Source organism: Pseudomonas sp. AB6, assembly GCF_034314105.1.
Lineage (GTDB): Bacteria > Pseudomonadota > Gammaproteobacteria > Pseudomonadales > Pseudomonadaceae > Aquipseudomonas.
This window is the reverse complement of sequence record NZ_JAVIWJ010000001.1, coordinates 1,310,796-1,327,242: the sequence shown is the minus strand read 5'-3', so window position 1 is coordinate 1,327,242 and position 16,447 is coordinate 1,310,796. Positions and strand designations below refer to the sequence as shown.

Genomic DNA, 16,447 nt, shown 5'->3' with positions numbered 1-16,447 from the left:
GAAGGCCAGGCTCAGGCCCTGCTTTTGAAGACGATGGGGAACTAGACGACTAGGCGCACCCGAAGTAGATGTAATTACTACCGACTTCATTGAGACGCCTGAGCGGTACTGGACAAAAAACCAGCACCATCAGTGGACTGATGAGTGGTTGAGATTGAGCGTAGATTTGTGTTCAAGGTCGGCGGAGCTGCCGGGTATAGGTCTGGCCTAATTTCAGTTCTAGAAACTCCGGAAGCCGCCTCAATCCGTAATACGTGCTTAGCTGGGACGTGGCCCGTAGCGCACATTTTCTGAACATTTTGAGGTGTGCAACCCAAAACCTTAGATATAGCAGTCTGACTACCCATTACTTTAACGACCGACGCCATAGCTTCAGTGCTCATGGTGGAAACCTGCGGATTGATGACATTGAAAGCTAGGCTACAGTCGAAGACTTCATTTTACAAATGTATTTTGCAATGTTGATTACAATAAGAGGCTGTAATCTATGGCTATGAAAACTATCGCTGAAATAATTTCGCAAAGCAGGCGAGCTGCTGGATTCAACCAATCGGAGTTGGCGCGCCAGCTGGGCATCACACCTCAATCGGTTCAGGCTTGGGAATCGGGGCGCGCTAAGCCCAGGCCGAAGATCTTCCAGAAAATAGCGGAAGTTCTTCAGATTGACTCTCGCTTCCTTATAGATTCAGTTTTGCTTGAACCGTTCGGGGACACAGGTTTTCTGACGCCGTCTAGCAACGTCCCGGTCGATGAACTTGCAGAACTCGACAGGTACAATGAAACCATCGGAAAGCAGACTTTTGATCGTGACGCTGTGGCATTGAGGTATCTCCAAGAAGTAGTCAAAAACGAGACCACAGGAGAAACATCGGTAGAAGATATTGATTGGAGAACCTTCACCTTCAGCAGGGCAGCCCTCGATAAAGCCGGGGTTCTACCGCGTTATGCTCGATGCATCGACGTTAAAGGCAATAGCATGAAACCACTGCTGCAGGATGGTAGCGTTGCTTGTATAGATACGAAGGATGTAGCGGTAGCGGATGGGCTGGTTTATGCCTTAGATCACGCAGGGCAGCTACGTCTCCGGATTGTTTTCCGTCTCCCTGGAGGTGGTTTACGCCTAAGGTGCTTCAATCGTGAAGATTTTTTGGATGAGGAATTTGATCAGGGAGAGGTCAGCGAGCAGAAGATCAAAATTTTAGGAAAGGTGTTCTGGTCATCATTGTTCTGGTGATCTCCTCTGGTGATCTTGATCGGGTGGCCGGTCTTTTTTTTGCACATAATTACAAATTATATTTGCAATTGAAGTTTTCAGACTGTAATTTGGGCTCATCGAAATCACTACGGAGCTTCTCTGATGAACATGACCACCTCAATTACGGCTCACGGACTTGTCGGCGTCCTAGGTCGCGGCGCAGCTGCTCGCGAATTGGAATGTTTGCTGGCTGTGGCTAATGGCGCGACCGGCAAAGAGGCCGCTCGTTCACTTGGTATCACCGAAGACTCCGTGAAAAAGCGCCTGTTTTGCCTAAGCACAAAACTCGGCGTCACTCGCCGTGCGGCACTCGTTGCCAAAGCATTCGCGCTCGGCCTGATCCAGTTCGCCAACCCAGCATCTCCAGACCCGCAACACCAGCAAGATCAACACGACGGTGTTTTCGTTGCGTGATCAGCGGCGAGTCCATTCGGTGGTTGGACTGTCCGGTGCTTACGCCCAGCAAGCGACATGGAGTCGCGAACATCACGATTCCATCAGCGGAGTAAATGAATGAACGTATCGCTTTTCAATTTTCGTAAGGCCCAGGTGCGCGTCGTCACTGAAGACGACGGCACGCCATGGTTTGTTGGTAAAGATGTTTGCGATGTTCTTGGTTATGCAAACCAAAGTGACGCGATGGGTCGTCATTGTCGTGGGGTCGCGAAACGCTACCCCATCCTCGACAGCATAGGTCGCAGCCAAGAGGCACGAGTTCTTTCGGAGGGCGACACGCTGAGGCTGATCATTAACAGCACCCTGCCTGCCGCGCAAGAGTTTGAATCGTGGGTGTTCGACGATCTGCTGCCGACGCTTCGTCGCACCGGGACTTACACCGTTATTCAAGCGCCAACACCCAGCGCTAACGATGCAACTATCCTGATTGAGTCAATGTCCCGCACCCTGAATTTACCGCCGTCCGCAACTTTGGGAATGTATCAAAAATATGCAGCGAAGATCGGCCAAGCTGACTTGCTACCGGTTTACGCAATTGATGCACCGGACGGTGACGACAGCAGCCACACGACTGCTGCTATTGGTACGCTCATCACGAAGTTTAAACTGCCGACAACGTCCCGCAAAGTTTACTTGGCGATGCAAGCTGCTGGACTGGTTGAGCGCAAGCAGCGGCCCAGCAAGAGCAGGGGCGTCAAAGAGTATTGGGCGCTGACAGACACCGGCAAAACCTATGGCAAGAACGCAACTAATCCAGCGAATCAGTTGGAAGTTCAGCCGCACATTTACGAGAGCAAGCTCGATGCGCTGCTTGAAGTTCTGAATATGCCAGAGCTGAATTAAGCAACAAACAACTAGCCCATTTTAAAGATTGCCAAGTTAATCAGCACGCCAATGGTTTGCCTGAAATTCAACAAGGAGTACGTCCATGCTTTGTTTATCCCGCCGCTTCGGCGAATCGATTGTTATCGGTGACGGCATCAAAGTCACGGTTATCAGTGCCCGTGATGGGCAGGTCCGGCTCGGCATCGAAGCGCCAGCCAATGTCGCCGTTGACCGCTCCGAGATCCGCGAACGCAAGATCTCCAACCCGCGCGCCGAGGTGATGCATGTACACGGCTAATCACATCACCATTGCGCTGAAAGCTCGCAAAGGCGAGAGCTTGGCCGGCTTGGCGCCATTCCTTTCAATTGGCGCAACGGTTCAGGTGGGCCGCTTCGGCGCACTGGTTACCGCTCACTATGCTGGCGATCAGATCGAGCAAGCTGATTTGTTGCGCTGTCAGCTAGTGCTGGCCGAAGCAGCGCTGAAGCGAGCAACCACCCCTACCGGTGACGACCACCACCCCGCCCTTCGCCGGGTCATCGAACACGTTCCGACGCTGTACCTTCAAGTCGCTGACGAGATTAAGCAGCAGGCACTAAACGAAGGTGACGACGAGTCGGAAGCCGAAGACAAAGCCGGCCAGGCGCTGCGAGCGTTGGTTATCTTTAAGCAAAAGCTGGAAAAGCTGCTGGAGCCCGATCTGTTAGCTACCCAAAACCCGGGTAGTTTAATTACGGAAAATCCCATAGTTGCTGAAACGCCATACGCCCAGGTGCGCGTCACCAACATTGACGAATGGCTCAAGACATTGAAGAACGCCCAGCGCTATGAGTGGCTGCGCGATAAAGGCCGCATCGATGACATGGACACCGACCTTTGCGTAGCACGCGAAGAGCAATGTTACTTCGGCACCGAGCTGGATGCAGAAGTCGACAATGGTTTACGTCTGGCTCGCCTGCTGGAAATTAACGGTGAGCCAGTATGAAGCGCCGCTCAATTTCCGCTGCCGCCCTTCCCGCCATTGGACACCCGCTCGACGGTGGCTTCTACGCTGGTCGTGTTTTCTTTGATGGTCGCGAGCACGCCCTAATTGATGCTGGCCGCGAATTTCAGTGTGATGCCCAGTGGTGGGACCGCTTAGGCCCGCGCCCAAGCATCAAGGCTGCGATGTCATTTGAAGATGGCCTGATGAACACGCACGCAATGGCTGAGGCGGGTAGCGCAATCGCGCAAAAGGTTCTCCGGATGGTGATTCGTGGTACCGGGTGCTGGCACATCCCATCTATTCGCCAGCTCGAGGCGATGCGCTCCACCCTTCTGCAGCTGGATGCATGGGACAGCCGCCATCGGAGCCAGGCGGAACAATCTTTCGCCGATACGCACGGTTTCTGGTCCAGCACCGCGAATAACTGCGGATCTGCTTGGAACCTAACCATGCATCCGTGGTGCACACCACGCACGAACTGGGGGAAGGACATCAAAACAGTTCGCCCAGTCAAGACGCTGGTCATCAAGGAAGCCACATTCATTCACCAGCCGTATTCAGATGCGCCGCCCGCGCTGGACCTGTCAGGGCTCGCCTCAAGCGTGGCCTTGGCCGAAGTACTGGAGCGGTTCGTGAACGAAGACACCGGCCGTTTTTACGGACGCACAGACGAGCTCATAGCCGCATTGGCTACGCTCGGGAGCCAGGCATGAACCAGCTCAAGCGCTTTGAAATTAACACTACCGGTCGAGACTTTGCCGTCGGCGATATCCATGGACACTTCACCAAACTGCAAGCCGCGCTGGACGCAGTTAATTTCGATCCTGCCGTCGACCGCCTGTTCAGTGTTGGCGATCTAATTGACCGCGGGCCTGAGTCTGATCATGTCGATACGTGGCTGGCCAAGCCTTGGTTTCACTCCGTTCGTGGTAACCATGAGCAGATGGCGATTGAGGCTCACGGATCGGATCTGAAGAGCAACGGTAATATCCAGATGCTGCACATGGAGAACGGCGGCTCGTGGCTCTACGGACGGTTAACGACTGAAATCAATCACCTAGTTGACCTGCTGGCCAGCCTGCCCATGGCTATTGAAGTGATGACATTGGCCGGCCTTGTCGGAATCGTCCACGCGGACTGTCCATTCTCAAGCTGGGACAACTTGCGAGAAGCGCTGACCGACATAGGTATCGGCTTCCGCAATGTTGAGGCCGCATGTCAGTGGTCCCGAAACCGCATTTCATCCGAAAACCAAGCAGGTGTTAGCGATATTCGCGCTGTGATAGTTGGGCACTCAGTCGTGCAACAGCCGGCAGTGCTGGGCAACGTCTATCACATCGATACCGGTGGATGGATGGGCAGGCACTTCACGCTGATCGACTTGGCCACGTTGCAATGCTTCCCGCCGATCAATCCGAAGCTAAGTTGGGACTGGGAGGATCGGCCATGAGCAAGGCAGTTTCTCTACTCGCAAAGGCCGTGAAGATTGCGCCAACCCTTGTTGTGACCCTTGCATTGCTCGCCTTGGACAGCCTCGCCTATGCCGATCAGCCCCAGCAGATCATCGACATTCAGCACGACAGCGTCCACGGGGCGACTTGCTGGATTCTCAACTACCGGGCGATTAGTTGCTTGCCAGATAATTCGCTCAAGCACACCACCACCGCCACCCCCTCAAGCGAGGCGGCGCGGGCTTCTCCATCCAGTTTGGTGCGCAAAAAAGGGCAATTACCCACCACCCTCGAAACGAGGTTTCAGCTATGAAATTCCGTAACGGACCGGTTGGCCAGCGCCTAATTGAGTTGTTCAACGCCCTGCAGATCAGGGAGACCACATTCGTCCGGATCGAGGAAATGGCCTCGGCGTGCGGGATCGATCCGCGCCGGTTGCTGGCTGATCACTTTGGAGCGCGGTCATGAGCAAGCAAAGCGCAGCACAGAAGCTCGCCGCCGAACTCGCAAGTTTGGCCAAGGCCGCAACGCCCGGCCCATGGGTCATCGATGGTGATTACGTCAATGAGCACGGCTACGTGCTGTACAGCTATATCGCCAGCGGGCGCAAGACTGGCGGTCGCATCGCCAACACCTTCGCTAATTGCCTGGTCAAGACTGATGAGCAGTGCCAGGCCAATGCCGCGTTCATCGCTGGAGCAAATCCGAAGGCAGTGTTGATGCTGACCGCCGAGATTGAACGGCTGAAGATCGATGAGCAGGAGGCTACTGATCTTTGCGACCGGCTGGCTGCGTTACTGCGCGGTGTTGCATTGGCCGTCAAAGGACCAGCTAAACAACTTTCGAGCCACAGCTTTCACGACCTGCCGCCATGTGTAAAGACGGTGGTTGATGATTTTTCGGCACTTAAAGCTGAGTGCGAAGGATTGCGTGCGCGCACAGTAATCGACAAGGAGGCTGCCCGATGGCGGATGAGGGAGCTTCTGCCAGGCGTGCCGGGTGACTTGATTGATTACGCTCTGTCTGTGGTCATCCATGAGGCCAAAACCTAATGGCCAGGCGCAACAGGCGTTGGACTGCCGCTGAGGATGTCTTGATCCAGCAGCTCTACGCGGAAAGCGCCCCAAGCCGTATGGCGGAACTTCTACCTGACCGATCTTATAACTCAATCGCTACCCGTGCGTTTCTACTTGGCGTTAAAAAAAGTAAGCAGTACATGCACGATTTAGGCTGCGCCAATATGGAGATTGGTTTTAACCGTTTCGGACAGGAGCACTGGGAAAAGCCGATAGGATCAACTCGCAACACCGGATCGAGAACACTTATAAAAGTTGGACGCCCGGATGTTTGGAAGCCGTTACACACCTACATATGGGAACAAGCGAACGGCCCTATTCCCGAAGGCTTTATCGTAGTCGCCAAGGATGGAAATCGAAAGAACGCAGATATAAAGAACCTTTGCTTGCGTACTTTTAGTGAGCACGTTATTCGATGCTGCCCGAACTACCGCCATCTTCCCGAAGAAATTGTCGACATCCTGCATTTACAAAACGAAATCAAGAAAACCATCAAGAAGAGAACTAAACATGAAAAATAAACTTTCGGATTTGCGAGACCATTTGTTTGCCCAGCTTGAAGCTGTGCGCGACGCAAGTGAAGACGATTTACCCAAGGAAGTGCAGCGGGCTCAGTCGGTATCGAACATCAGTCGCGTGCTGATCGAGAGCGCCAAGGTGGAGATCGAATACTTCCGTCACATCGGTGGCGAGAACAGCGCGAGCGGCTTCATTGAATCGAAGCCAGAACTCCCGCCAGCAAAGGATCGTCGTTGATGAATAACGACAACCTGGCACACCGTGCATTGTTCACCCTTCCGCCGATCCGAATCAGTACCGAGACAATGCCGTCGGTTCAAACATTGCCGTCACAGCAGATCGTCACGGGCGACAAAGAGGTCGACGCCGTGCTTTGGCTCCGCGATGTAATCAGCACCGGCCAGCCCGGACCTATCGCGGTGGCCTTGGAGGCAGCAAAGAAGATCGCCACACCGATGAAGGCTCTAGAGGAGCGGTATAGCGACTATTTGCGCGCCGCACAACCGGGCCACTTCTTCGCGACCTTTGCGTCTATTGGGTTTGGCAATCTCGAAGGGTTGGCTACCAGATCAATTGAGACGCTTCGCCTGATCGTCGAGGCGGAAGCGCGCTTCGGTGGCGAAACGATCTGGGATGACACGCCGGCAGAGCAGTTCTGTGAAATGGCGTTAAAGCGCTGTAAAGGGTTCAAGAACTACATTGACTGTGACAAGGAAGCCGCCCACAAGCGTTTCCGCAAGCATGCCGATCTGATGCCTCTCACACTCGATGACTGCCTTCATGAAATAGCCTACTGGCGTGAGTTATCAGGCCTCAGAAGCGCTACCGGGGAATGCGGCGACGGACAGAATGAGGCAATTGTGCGCGAGTGGTTCGTGGAAGGTTTGCTGGCCAAAATTAAACCGCGAAGCCGCGAGGAATCATTGCGAACTCTTGCTTATGCAGAGGTTGCCGAGGGCGTTGATCATGACGAACTCGTAAAGATTTGCCGCAACCTGATCGGTTAGTCCGCGCCACGTTTTGCGAATAACGAAAACGTGTCGGCAACAGATACCCCAAAACCGGGTCATGTCACGCCACCTAGTCACGACTGAATAGTTGGATACATGAACACAACGTGGGAACTACGAAAGGGTGACGTGCTGGACGCTCACCAGGTACGCCCCGGTACGCGAGCACTATCGACAAGCCCGCAATGTAGCCATCTAGTAGCAAGCGAGCTGGCAAAGATATGGAGAGGAATCCCATGAACGATATTTATTTTTTAAGCATGGAAGAAGTAAAGACGCTGACTGGGGCCGGGACAAAGGCTGGCCAGATAATGATCCTAAAGCGTAACGGCATCCGTCACACCATTAAGCGCAGCGGCTGGCCGTGCGTAATCGCTTCCGCCTTGACCGGTGAGCCCGTCTCTCCAATCCAGAAGCCAACGTGGCAACCACGCAAGGCAGTATAGATGGGGCGCCGACCGACGAATCCTGACAGCGTAGTCAGACTTCGAAAACGGAAACAACGCAGCGGAAAACTTTTTTACTATTACGACCTAGGCGGAAGTCCAAGAAAGGAAATAGCACTTGGGGGTGACTACGGTCTGGCAATAGTTGAATACGCGAAGCTTGAAAAGAGCCGTGCGTCATCAGCAATTGCCCAGTCTGTTCTAACGTTTGCCTACGTTGCCGAACTATATATGGATGAAGTAGTACCGACTAAAGCGCCAGCTTCACAGAAAGACAACATTCGCGAACTTAAACAACTACTGCTTTTCTTCAACGACCCGCCTGCGCCGCTTGAGGCAATCGAACCGCATCATGTTGTTCAGTATTTGCGCAAGCGTGGAAAGACAGCGCCAGTAAGAGCGAATCGAGAGAAATCGTTGCTCAGCGCAATCTGGAATTTCGCCAGGCAGTCCGGATATACCGCACTGGCCAACCCCTGCGCGGGCGTGAAGGGACACAAAGAAAGCGGTCGCGACACGTACATCGAAGATGACCTGCTGGCCCGCGTGTACTCTTTTGCAGATCAGCCGCTCAAGGATGCGCTTGACCTCTTCTACCTGACGGGCCAGCGGATCACCGACACTTTAAAAATGGATGAGCGCGATATTAGAGACGGACAGCTGACCGTCCAGCAAAACAAGACGAAAGCAAAACGTAGGATTGAGATTGTTGGGGAGTTGAAGCTGGTGATGGACCGAATAAGCGCCAGGAAAGAGGGATACAACATCCGATCTACCAGGCTCATCGTGATGACTACCGGTCAGCCGATGACCAGCAGCATGCTCAGAGGGAGGTTTGATGCGGCGCGCGAGTTGGCCGGAGTTGAAAAGGCAGACTTCCAGATGCGCGACCTTCGGGCAAAGGCCGGTACTGACAAGGCGGAATCGAGCGGGGATATTCTGCAAGCGAGAGATCAGCTCGGACATACAACTGTCGTGATGACAGAGCAGTACATCCGCAAAAGGATCGGTAAAAAAGTAACGCCGACAAAGTGAATTGCGGTGCAGCCTAAAATATTGCGGTGCAAACCAACAAGGGCCTACCTGCGAAAACGCACGTAAGCCCTTGATTTATATGGTGCCCGAAGCCGGGGTCGAACCGGCACGTCCTTACGAACGAGGGATTTTAAGTCCCTTGCGTCTACCAATTTCGCCATTCGGGCGGTAGCGCCAAGAGCAGGGAATATATACATCCCTTCTCGGTGAAGCAAGCTTACCGGGTCAGCAAGATGCGACAAAGTCTTGCTGATGTAGCCTAATAAAAAGCTCCGTAAATCATGGATCTACGGAGCTTATTTATGATGGAGGCCGAGGTCGGAATCGAACCGGCGTAGGCGGATTTGCAATCCGCTGCATAACCATTTTGCTACTCGGCCCCAAACGTCAAGCATCAATACTACCGACACCGAACGCATACAACTTTGAGTTGATAAACAGACATTAATCTATCTGCCAACCCGTTGAATTCTAAAGGTTTTTCTACATTCCTACATCAGGAATGGACGCAATTCTGGACTTGTTTAGCTGGCATGTCAATAACTGGGGGCAAATAATTCCTATCGTGACCGGGTAGCCTAATTTGGGAAGATCTATTCCCATGACCTGATGGTTATTTGACCAAGCCCCCGAACGAAAGCCCGGCATATTTGCTGTCAACCCAAACCGCGGTATGCGCAGCCTACGATTAATGCGAGTCACTGTCCCACCACCAGTTCCAAAAACCGGGCAAGGTGACCGGTTCAGTATTGGTATTAATGGTGCGCGCCATTGCTGCCCGCTGTAACTCGGCTTGGTTGTCGTAAAACGGCTTAGCGGCAGTTTTCATGCCCGTTTGACGCGCACTGTCGATGAGAATTTGTAAGTATTCATCTGCATGTCGGGCGGTGTAGCGATTGATGTCGTGAAAGGTCACCACCACAGGAATTACACCGTCGGCGGTCGGCAATTCTCCAGCGGCGATTTTCTCACGCAGTTCGGACAAGGCTCGAAGCATGTGAGCGCGTCTGCGCAGGCTCAGGTTGTAGCCCCAGATCTTGCCGTCATTGGCGCTAAGGTCCGTCAGCAAAATGTGCATGCCATGCCGCTGATACCCGGCGAAGGTACGCTTATCGTAATTCCAAAACGGTGGCCTTACTAAATTCGGCGGGCCGCCGGTGATCAATTCGATGTCCGCGCTGCCGTTGCTTAGCGATTGCTCCAGTTCTTGTGGGTTTAAAGAGCGATGATTGGTGTGCCATGGCGTAGCGGTATGAAAGCCCAGCACATGACCTTCAGCATGCTCTCGCTGCATGACCGTGTGGCCGATTTCGCTACCGCCTGAGCGCGGCGCACGAGTCTGCACGAAAAACACAGCTTTTATCCCAGGTTCCAGTGAGTTATGAGCGAGGCTATCCAGCACCATGAGCGTCGGGTTAAAAAAGCTAGAAGCGCTTGGGCCATCGTCAAATGTCAGGAGAAAACGGATAGGGGCTTGCGCTTGCAGGCGCTGTGCCGTTTGCGGGGTTATTTCGATTGGTGGGCCGATACAGCCACTCAGGCTAACGGCTATAACCAGCGCAAATAAAACGGTTGCAGACAGCTTCATGTAAATGCCTGAGTTCAAAGGTGCTCGGCATCATAAAGGTTTGATTCAGCGGCCGCTCATCCATGCAGCGTAGATCCAAATCAATAAACGCTGCGAGTAAGCCGTCTACCCTCGGCGGTTTTGCGACTGACACTGCCATGACCCTCCCTGCCCCAGAATTGCTCGCCCCCGCGGGCACCTTAAAAAACATGCGGTATGCCTTCGCCTATGGCGCCGATGCGGTGTACGCCGGCCAGCCGCGCTACAGCTTGCGGGTGCGCAACAACGAATTCGATCATGCCAACCTGGCCGTTGGGATTGCCGAGGCCCATGCTCAGGGCAAGCTGTTCTATGTGGTAGTGAACATCGCGCCGCACAACGCCAAGCTCAAGACATTCCTCAAAGACCTGGAGCCGGTGATTGTCATGGGCCCGGATGCGCTGATAATGTCTGACCCTGGCCTGATCATGCTAGTACGTAGGCATTTCCCCGAGATGCCAATTCACCTGTCGGTGCAGGCCAATACAGTGAACTGGGCCAGCGTCGAGTTCTGGCAACAACAAGGCGTGAGCCGGATCATCCTGTCCCGGGAACTTTCTCTGGAGGAAATTGAGCAGATCCGTGAGCACGTGCCTGACATGGAGCTGGAGGTGTTCGTCCATGGCGCGCTATGCATGGCTTATTCCGGCCGCTGCTTGCTGTCGGGCTACATGAATAAGCGCGACGCCAACCAAGGCAGTTGCACCAATGCCTGCCGCTGGAAATACTCGGCCCAAGAAGCCACTGAAAATCAACTTGGCGAGATCGTGCAGACCTTCCAGCCCGAACCCACTTTGGGCATCGGTGCGCCGATCGATCAGGTGTTCCTGCTACAGGAAGCCAATCGGCCGAATGAGCTGATGCCGGCCTTCGAGGACGAGCACGGCACCTACATCATGAATGCCAAGGATTTGCGCGCTGTGCAGCATGTCGAGCGCCTGACCAACATGGGCGTGCACTCGTTGAAGATCGAAGGTCGGACCAAATCCCACTTCTATTGCGCACGGACCACTCAGGTTTACCGCCAAGCCATCGACGATGCCGTGGCCGGTCGCGCGTTTGACCGCGACTTGATGACAAATCTGGAATCCCTTGCGCAGCGCGGCTACACCGAAGGTTTCCTACGTCGGCATGTGCATGATGAGTACCAAAACTACCTGAACGGCAGTTCAGTTTCGGAGCGTCAGCAGTTCGTTGGTGAATTGACCGGGGAGCGGCGTGATCGGTTGGCTGAAGTCAAAGTCAAGAACCGCTTCGGTCGAGGTGATCACATGGAACTGATGACCCCCGACGGAAATTTCCACTTTGATCTGGACCAATTGCAGAACATCAAAGGCGAACACATCAGCGTCGCACCAGGGGACGGGCATACGGTGTATTTGCCGATACCGGATAATGTGGACTTGAGGTTTGGGTTGTTGATGAGAGATGTCACTGGCGGCTGAGCATCATCCACTGGAACCGCCACCTTTCAAATTAGAGATGGTTATTTTTAGCCAACGCGCCGTAGTTCGGTTGTAGTTGAATTGTGCTGAACTTGCTTGGAAGGTTATGCGCAATCCAGAAAGTAATCCGATAAATATCGTTGGACCGTTGGTAGCGGCCGAAGCTGCAGGATGGCTGCGGTGTGAGTACTGAGACGCATATGAACGGGAGCAAGCCAAAACTTGCGCCCGTTTATGGCAGAATGCCGTGTTATGGAAATACACATTACCTTGCAAGGCCAGACCGATTTATCTGGCCAAATTTATCGCCAATTGCGTGCTGGCGTTATCGACGGCCGCCTGGCTGCGGGCGAGCGCTTGCCCTCCACCCGCGATTTGGCCGGGCAGCTGGGCGTATCGCGCAAAACCACGCTGGATGTATTTGAACGACTACTGTCGGAGGGCCTTTTGCAATCCCGGCTCGGCAATGGCACGTTTGTGGCAGACGGCTTGCAACGCGTACCAGTCAGTCACCCTATCATCCAGCAAGCGCGCCCAACGGCTCGGTGGGAAGCGTTGCCCGCGGCGCTGTCCATGCCCCGCCCCGGCATCACTCAGCCGCTTGATTTCATGGGCGGGGTAACCGACAAAACGCGGTTTCCGTTTGAGCCATGGCGACGTTGTCTAAACCACGCCATGCGACTGCAAGCCCGCGAGCGTGGTGCCTACCATGATCCGGCCGGTGAACAAGAACTGCGCTTGGGTATCTCGCGCTATTTAGCATTTAGTCGCGCCGTGGTGAGCAACTGGCAAGACATAATCGTTACTCATGGGGCACAGCAAGCTCTGGATTTACTGGCGCGAGTGTTGTTGAACCCTGGCGATATTGTGGCCATGGAAGAACCAGGTTACCCCCCGGCCCGGGCTTGCTTCACCGCTATGGGCGCTAAGGTAGTAAGCGTGCCGGTCGATGCCGAGGGCATGCTAATAAGCGAGCTACCACAGGGTGCTCGGCTTATTTATGTAACGCCATCGCACCAGTTTCCACTGGGCATGCCATTAAGTCTGGATCGCCGCGTTGCTTTGCTTGAATGGGCACAAAGTGCTGGCGCAGTAATCGTCGAAGACGACTACGACGGTGAGTTTCGCTTTGAAGGCCGTCCGCTAGATTCACTCAAGAGCTTGGACCGCACCGGGCTTGTGGCCTATGTCGGCACCTTTTCAAAAACCATTTTCCCTGAGCTGCGTGTAGGCTATATGGTGCCGCCTTCTACATTGGTAGCGGCCCTGCTCAAGGCCAAACAAATTGTAGACTGGCACACTGCAACGCTCACTCAGGCAGCGTTGGCGCGCTTTATGCTCGACGGCGATTTCGCCAAGCATTTGCGACGGATCCACAAACAGTACGAAGCCCGGCGCGAAGCGCTGCTGCGGCATTTGCGTGGACCGCTCGCTCCGTGGTTTGAGCCGATTGTGCCAGCTGCAGGTATTCACCTCACTGCGTTGTTGAAGGCTGGTTTTAATGAAGCGGATGTAGTGAATGCCGCCCGTGATGTTGGGGTGGGCCTATACGGTATTTCTAATTTTTATGCCGATACAACGCCTCGGCCAGGTTTGCTGTTTGGCTATGGCGGGATCAGTGCAGAAGAAATTGACATCGCGTTAGGAAAGTTGCTGCTAGCCCTGCGTTAGGGTGTGTCATTACCTAGAGCGGTAACTGACCACTGCGGAGGTTTTTTTTGCGCAGTTCACATTTTAAAGTAGCACTAGTGGTTACCTGAAAATACGTAGAAATGGCCATTTCTGTCTACTGGTTCCGAGACTAACCTTGCTTCTGTCAGCGCAGTTTTAGTGCGCCTTACCCTGACTGGAGCAAGATCATGGAGCAACGTCTCGACTTCTACAAAGCCAATGGCCACGCCATCAAAGCCATGCTTGGCCTGGAAGAGCGCATTGGAAAATCCGCGTTGGAAAAATCCTTGGTAGAGCTGGTGCGTCTGCGCGCTTCGCAAATCAATGGCTGCGCATTTTGCGTTGATATGCACTCTAGCGATGCCCGCAAAGGTGGCGAAACCGAACGCCGCCTAGCCACCACTGTGGTTTGGCGTGAAACTCCATTTTTTACTGACCGCGAGCGCGCTGCGCTTGAATGGACAGAGGCCTTGACTCTGGTGTCTGTAGACCATGTACCAGACTCCGTATGGACGGCCGTGCGCCCCTACTTCAGTGATGAAGAAATAGTGGATCTCACGTTGCTGGTAATTGCGATCAATGGTTGGAATCGCATGGCCATCGGTTTCCGTAAGATCCCAGCTTGAGGAGCATGATCATGCTCAATGTCAAACACGCAACGTTATCTCTAAGTCGATTATTGGCTGCGACATTCGCAGTCACTCTGACGTTCGTCCTGCCTGTTGCATATGCGCACGACACAGGCGAGGAAACGGTTACTCCGGTGATGAAACAGGATATCCCTAAAAACGCGGGTGATCATATATTACTGGCCACGGTGAATTACGCACCGGGTCAGACATCAAAAGCCCATTTGCACATCGGGCCGATATTTGCCTATGTGCTAGTAGGACGTGTTACCTCGCAACTAGGCGACGGTCCGCTCAAAACCTACGGCCCCGGCGAGAGTTGGTATGAGGCGCCTGGAACGCATCATACGGTATCGCGAAATGCCAGCGACACTGAGAGCGCCAAACTGTTGGTGTTTGCAATTGTGGATGGCGCGAACCCTATTAAACAGCCTATGCCAGCCCACTAAGCTTGAGCGTCCATCTGGAAACGCCGCTATGAACGCGTCTTGATTTCAGCTTCCTTTTTTAGTGTTGTATTGGGGCTATGCGGGTTGGGTTCGGCGTGGCGTGCGCACTGCTAGATGGTCGCTAAATGAGCGCTTTGCACCCACTTGGTGGAGTTGGACCTTTGGTTTGGCTTCGGTCACTACGGCCAGCATCAAGCTGAGCCTACTAAACATTGGCCCGGCGCGGCTATTGACGTTACCTCTGTTTGTGATTGCCAACCTGTTCATTGGCTGGTTGTTTATACGCACGCTTATCTGGTTGTTTTACGCCGTTAGGCAGCCGCCGGTGTTTGTCATTCCGGTCGGCTCGCCCAAATCCTGAACCAAGAGAGCTGCCATGCTGACTTCTACTCGCCGTTACATTGCCGCAGTGACTGAAACCAAAGCGCGCGATGCGCATATTCTGGTGTTACAAGCTCAACTTGATCAACGGAACCAGCAGTTTTCGGAGCAACAAGCGCAGATTGACCGACTGAAATTGCAGCTATCTCGTATGCCCCGATTGTTTAGCGGCCTGGCCCGCTTTGGCGATTCGCTCAGCACCACCGGGCAGTCACAACGTCGGCTGGCCAATATACTCGCCAGCGAACGCGAGGAGGCGAAGCAACTAACCCACTTGTCCCTCGACTATCGTGAACACTTTTTACAGATGACCGACACGCTGAACGATGTTAGTGCCAAGAGTGCCGAAACTGGTGCTGCCATTGGCCGGCTTAACAATCACAGCGACCGCATTGGCCAGATGGTGCAATTAATTAGCGCTATCGCTAAGCAAACTGATCTCCTGGCGCTAAATGCTGCCATCGAGGCCGCACGCGCCGGCACAGCTGGCCGTGGTTTTGCTGTCGTAGCCGACGAGGTACGCAAACTGGCCGAGCGTACCTCTACGGCCACTGCCCAGATCAATGCAGTGATGGATGAGGTACGTCTAGATACCGACGATGCTTGGCAAAACGTATCCACCAACGCCCGCCTAATGAGCCTGACCCTCGAACGATCCGTCGCAGCAACCCAGGGGATGGACCTTATATTGGCGTCAATAGGCCATATGAACTCTGGCCTGATTGAGTCGGCCGGACTTGGACGCGTCGAGATGGCCAATATGGAAGAGATCACGCTCAAACTCGAGGTGTACAAAGTGTTGATGGGCATCTCGAAAATGACCGCAGCAGAGCTACCCGATCACCACACTTGCGCCCTTGGTCAGTGGTATGCCACGGATGAAATTCGCCAACGTTTTTCGCGGGTGTCTGGTTATGCAGAACTGGATGAACCGCACAGCCAGGTGCATGAGTTCGCAGCGCTGGCGGTGGAGCTGTATCACAAGGGTCGACTTGATGAAGCATTCGTCGCAGCGGCGCGTATGGAGGACGCCAACATGCAAGTAATGCTCGGGCTGCAACAGTTGTTGAGTTCTGCCAGCGCCGTGGGAGATCGTTTGTGTTTAAGCACCGTACGCTCACCCGCTACGCACTTTGAAGTCGGCCAACAGGTCAAGCACAAAGGTTTCGGCGCTGGGTGAACGTTAGCAACCTCCAACATCGTTTTT

General features: G+C 53.9%; 23 protein-coding genes, 2 tRNA genes and 1 pseudogene. 22 read left to right on the top strand and 4 right to left on the bottom strand.

Annotated elements, in window-relative coordinates:
• Positions 1 to 86: 86 nt before the first annotated feature.
• A complete protein-coding gene (locus tag RGW60_RS06440) occupies positions 87 to 368 on the bottom strand; it encodes a transcriptional regulator (RefSeq protein ID WP_322206858.1) in 282 nt (93 codons plus the stop codon).
• A gap of 119 nt (positions 369 to 487) precedes the next feature.
• On the opposite strand from RGW60_RS06440, the gene RGW60_RS06435 reads away from it, so the two are divergent.
• The 15 genes from RGW60_RS06435 (at position 488) to RGW60_RS06365 (ending at position 9,059) form a co-directional block, all read left to right on the top strand.
• Complete coding sequence (locus tag RGW60_RS06435; RefSeq protein ID WP_322203153.1) at positions 488 to 1,234, top strand: XRE family transcriptional regulator; 747 nt, start codon at positions 488 to 490, stop codon at positions 1,232 to 1,234.
• 123 nt (positions 1,235 to 1,357) lie between these two features.
• The gene (locus RGW60_RS06430; RefSeq protein WP_322203152.1) at positions 1,358 to 1,669 is read left to right on the top strand and encodes a helix-turn-helix domain-containing protein; all 312 of its coding nucleotides are present in this window, start codon (positions 1,358 to 1,360) and stop codon (positions 1,667 to 1,669) included.
• A 99-nt stretch (positions 1,670 to 1,768) separates the two neighbouring features.
• Entirely contained in the window at positions 1,769 to 2,554 is a 786-nt protein-coding gene (locus RGW60_RS06425) for a Bro-N domain-containing protein (protein WP_322203150.1), read from the top strand.
• 85 nt (positions 2,555 to 2,639) lie between these two features.
• Positions 2,640 to 2,834, top strand: a complete 195-nt coding sequence (locus tag RGW60_RS06420) for a carbon storage regulator (protein WP_322203148.1) — start codon at positions 2,640 to 2,642, stop codon at positions 2,832 to 2,834.
• A complete protein-coding gene (locus RGW60_RS06415; protein ID WP_322203146.1) occupies positions 2,821 to 3,522 on the top strand; it encodes a hypothetical protein in 702 nt (233 codons plus the stop codon). The genes RGW60_RS06420 and RGW60_RS06415 overlap by 14 nt, the downstream gene beginning before the upstream one ends.
• Complete coding sequence (locus RGW60_RS06410) at positions 3,519 to 4,235, top strand: hypothetical protein (protein ID WP_322203144.1); 717 nt, start codon at positions 3,519 to 3,521, stop codon at positions 4,233 to 4,235. The genes RGW60_RS06415 and RGW60_RS06410 overlap by 4 nt, the downstream gene beginning before the upstream one ends.
• Positions 4,232 to 4,972: a metallophosphoesterase gene (locus RGW60_RS06405; RefSeq protein ID WP_322203142.1), complete on the top strand. Its 741-nt coding sequence runs from the start codon at positions 4,232 to 4,234 to the stop codon at positions 4,970 to 4,972. The genes RGW60_RS06410 and RGW60_RS06405 overlap by 4 nt, the downstream gene beginning before the upstream one ends.
• Entirely contained in the window at positions 4,969 to 5,286 is a 318-nt protein-coding gene (locus RGW60_RS06400) for a hypothetical protein (RefSeq protein WP_322203140.1), read from the top strand. Before RGW60_RS06405 ends, RGW60_RS06400 begins: the two co-directional genes overlap by 4 nt.
• Complete coding sequence (locus tag RGW60_RS06395) at positions 5,283 to 5,441, top strand: hypothetical protein (protein WP_322203138.1); 159 nt, start codon at positions 5,283 to 5,285, stop codon at positions 5,439 to 5,441. The genes RGW60_RS06400 and RGW60_RS06395 overlap by 4 nt, the downstream gene beginning before the upstream one ends.
• A complete protein-coding gene (locus RGW60_RS06390; RefSeq protein ID WP_322203137.1) occupies positions 5,438 to 6,025 on the top strand; it encodes a hypothetical protein in 588 nt (195 codons plus the stop codon). Before RGW60_RS06395 ends, RGW60_RS06390 begins: the two co-directional genes overlap by 4 nt.
• Positions 6,026 to 6,066: 41 nt before the next feature.
• Positions 6,067 to 6,570: an HNH endonuclease signature motif containing protein gene (locus RGW60_RS06385; RefSeq protein WP_322203135.1), complete on the top strand. Its 504-nt coding sequence runs from the start codon at positions 6,067 to 6,069 to the stop codon at positions 6,568 to 6,570.
• Positions 6,560 to 6,805: a hypothetical protein gene (locus RGW60_RS06380; RefSeq protein ID WP_322203133.1), complete on the top strand. Its 246-nt coding sequence runs from the start codon at positions 6,560 to 6,562 to the stop codon at positions 6,803 to 6,805. The genes RGW60_RS06385 and RGW60_RS06380 overlap by 11 nt, the downstream gene beginning before the upstream one ends.
• Positions 6,805 to 7,575 carry a hypothetical protein gene (locus RGW60_RS06375; protein WP_322203131.1) on the top strand — a complete coding sequence of 257 codons (771 nt, stop codon included), beginning with the start codon at positions 6,805 to 6,807 and terminating at the stop codon, positions 7,573 to 7,575. The genes RGW60_RS06380 and RGW60_RS06375 overlap by 1 nt, the downstream gene beginning before the upstream one ends.
• A gap of 239 nt (positions 7,576 to 7,814) precedes the next feature.
• Positions 7,815 to 8,024, top strand: a complete 210-nt coding sequence (locus RGW60_RS06370) for a DUF4224 domain-containing protein (protein ID WP_322203129.1) — start codon at positions 7,815 to 7,817, stop codon at positions 8,022 to 8,024.
• Entirely contained in the window at positions 8,025 to 9,059 is a 1,035-nt protein-coding gene (locus RGW60_RS06365) for a site-specific integrase (protein ID WP_322203127.1), read from the top strand.
• 80 nt (positions 9,060 to 9,139) lie between these two features.
• Here the strand turns inward: RGW60_RS06365 and RGW60_RS06360 are convergent.
• The 3 genes from RGW60_RS06360 to RGW60_RS06350 form a co-directional block, all read right to left on the bottom strand.
• Positions 9,140 to 9,226 (bottom strand) — tRNA-Leu (locus RGW60_RS06360).
• A gap of 139 nt (positions 9,227 to 9,365) precedes the next feature.
• Positions 9,366 to 9,439: transfer RNA gene (locus RGW60_RS06355), tRNA-Cys, on the bottom strand.
• Between the two features lie 308 nt (positions 9,440 to 9,747).
• Positions 9,748 to 10,647 (bottom strand): polysaccharide deacetylase family protein, encoded by a 900-nt coding sequence (locus RGW60_RS06350; RefSeq protein ID WP_322203125.1) that lies wholly within the window; start codon positions 10,645 to 10,647, stop codon positions 9,748 to 9,750.
• 137 nt (positions 10,648 to 10,784) lie between these two features.
• On the opposite strand from RGW60_RS06350, the gene yegQ reads away from it, so the two are divergent.
• The 7 genes and pseudogenes from yegQ to RGW60_RS23715 all read left to right on the top strand — a co-directional run bounded on the left by yegQ (position 10,785) and on the right by RGW60_RS23715 (position 16,420).
• Complete coding sequence (gene yegQ, locus RGW60_RS06345) at positions 10,785 to 12,110, top strand: tRNA 5-hydroxyuridine modification protein YegQ (RefSeq protein WP_322203123.1); 1,326 nt, start codon at positions 10,785 to 10,787, stop codon at positions 12,108 to 12,110.
• A gap of 252 nt (positions 12,111 to 12,362) precedes the next feature.
• Entirely contained in the window at positions 12,363 to 13,781 is a 1,419-nt protein-coding gene (locus RGW60_RS06340) for a PLP-dependent aminotransferase family protein (protein WP_322203121.1), read from the top strand.
• 188 nt (positions 13,782 to 13,969) lie between these two features.
• Positions 13,970 to 14,407: a carboxymuconolactone decarboxylase family protein gene (locus tag RGW60_RS06335; protein WP_322203119.1), complete on the top strand. Its 438-nt coding sequence runs from the start codon at positions 13,970 to 13,972 to the stop codon at positions 14,405 to 14,407.
• Positions 14,408 to 14,418: 11 nt separating this feature from the next.
• Entirely contained in the window at positions 14,419 to 14,859 is a 441-nt protein-coding gene (locus RGW60_RS06330) for a cupin domain-containing protein (RefSeq protein ID WP_322203117.1), read from the top strand.
• 100 nt (positions 14,860 to 14,959) lie between these two features.
• Positions 14,960 to 15,220 carry a hypothetical protein gene (locus RGW60_RS06325; RefSeq protein WP_322203115.1) on the top strand — a complete coding sequence of 87 codons (261 nt, stop codon included), beginning with the start codon at positions 14,960 to 14,962 and terminating at the stop codon, positions 15,218 to 15,220.
• Between the two features lie 15 nt (positions 15,221 to 15,235).
• Positions 15,236 to 15,895: pseudogene (locus RGW60_RS23720) on the top strand (methyl-accepting chemotaxis protein); the annotation flags it as partial.
• Positions 15,875 to 16,420 carry a CZB domain-containing protein gene (locus RGW60_RS23715; protein WP_407074044.1) on the top strand — a complete coding sequence of 182 codons (546 nt, stop codon included), beginning with the start codon at positions 15,875 to 15,877 and terminating at the stop codon, positions 16,418 to 16,420. The pseudogene RGW60_RS23720 and the gene RGW60_RS23715, both read left to right, overlap by 21 nt.
• The last annotated feature ends 27 nt before the right edge of the window (positions 16,421 to 16,447 follow it).

Bases quoted from the DNA above. Each gene is read 5' to 3' on its own strand.
- RGW60_RS06395 (WP_322203138.1), top strand. From the start codon at position 5,283: ATGAAATTCCGTAACGGACCGGTTGGCCAGCGCCTAATTGAGTTGTTC.
- RGW60_RS06390 (WP_322203137.1), top strand. From the start codon at position 5,438: ATGAGCAAGCAAAGCGCAGCACAGAAGCTCGCCGCCGAACTCGCAAGT.
- yegQ (WP_322203123.1), top strand. From the start codon at position 10,785: ATGACCCTCCCTGCCCCAGAATTGCTCGCCCCCGCGGGCACCTTAAAA.
- RGW60_RS06330 (WP_322203117.1), top strand. From the start codon at position 14,419: ATGCTCAATGTCAAACACGCAACGTTATCTCTAAGTCGATTATTGGCT.
- RGW60_RS06380 (WP_322203133.1), top strand. From the start codon at position 6,560: ATGAAAAATAAACTTTCGGATTTGCGAGACCATTTGTTTGCCCAGCTT.
- RGW60_RS06430 (WP_322203152.1), top strand. From the start codon at position 1,358: ATGAACATGACCACCTCAATTACGGCTCACGGACTTGTCGGCGTCCTA.
- RGW60_RS06435 (WP_322203153.1), top strand. From the start codon at position 488: ATGGCTATGAAAACTATCGCTGAAATAATTTCGCAAAGCAGGCGAGCT.
- RGW60_RS06420 (WP_322203148.1), top strand. From the start codon at position 2,640: ATGCTTTGTTTATCCCGCCGCTTCGGCGAATCGATTGTTATCGGTGAC.
- RGW60_RS06400 (WP_322203140.1), top strand. From the start codon at position 4,969: ATGAGCAAGGCAGTTTCTCTACTCGCAAAGGCCGTGAAGATTGCGCCA.
- RGW60_RS23715 (WP_407074044.1), top strand. From the start codon at position 15,875: ATGAGCCTGACCCTCGAACGATCCGTCGCAGCAACCCAGGGGATGGAC.
- RGW60_RS06335 (WP_322203119.1), top strand. From the start codon at position 13,970: ATGGAGCAACGTCTCGACTTCTACAAAGCCAATGGCCACGCCATCAAA.
- RGW60_RS06375 (WP_322203131.1), top strand. From the start codon at position 6,805: ATGAATAACGACAACCTGGCACACCGTGCATTGTTCACCCTTCCGCCG.
- RGW60_RS06415 (WP_322203146.1), top strand. From the start codon at position 2,821: ATGTACACGGCTAATCACATCACCATTGCGCTGAAAGCTCGCAAAGGC.
- RGW60_RS06370 (WP_322203129.1), top strand. From the start codon at position 7,815: ATGAACGATATTTATTTTTTAAGCATGGAAGAAGTAAAGACGCTGACT.
- RGW60_RS06440 (WP_322206858.1), bottom strand. From the start codon at position 368: ATGGCGTCGGTCGTTAAAGTAATGGGTAGTCAGACTGCTATATCTAAG.
- RGW60_RS06365 (WP_322203127.1), top strand. From the start codon at position 8,025: ATGGGGCGCCGACCGACGAATCCTGACAGCGTAGTCAGACTTCGAAAA.
- RGW60_RS06350 (WP_322203125.1), bottom strand. From the start codon at position 10,647: ATGAAGCTGTCTGCAACCGTTTTATTTGCGCTGGTTATAGCCGTTAGC.
- RGW60_RS06425 (WP_322203150.1), top strand. From the start codon at position 1,769: ATGAACGTATCGCTTTTCAATTTTCGTAAGGCCCAGGTGCGCGTCGTC.
- RGW60_RS06405 (WP_322203142.1), top strand. From the start codon at position 4,232: ATGAACCAGCTCAAGCGCTTTGAAATTAACACTACCGGTCGAGACTTT.
- RGW60_RS06340 (WP_322203121.1), top strand. From the start codon at position 12,363: ATGGAAATACACATTACCTTGCAAGGCCAGACCGATTTATCTGGCCAA.
- RGW60_RS06410 (WP_322203144.1), top strand. From the start codon at position 3,519: ATGAAGCGCCGCTCAATTTCCGCTGCCGCCCTTCCCGCCATTGGACAC.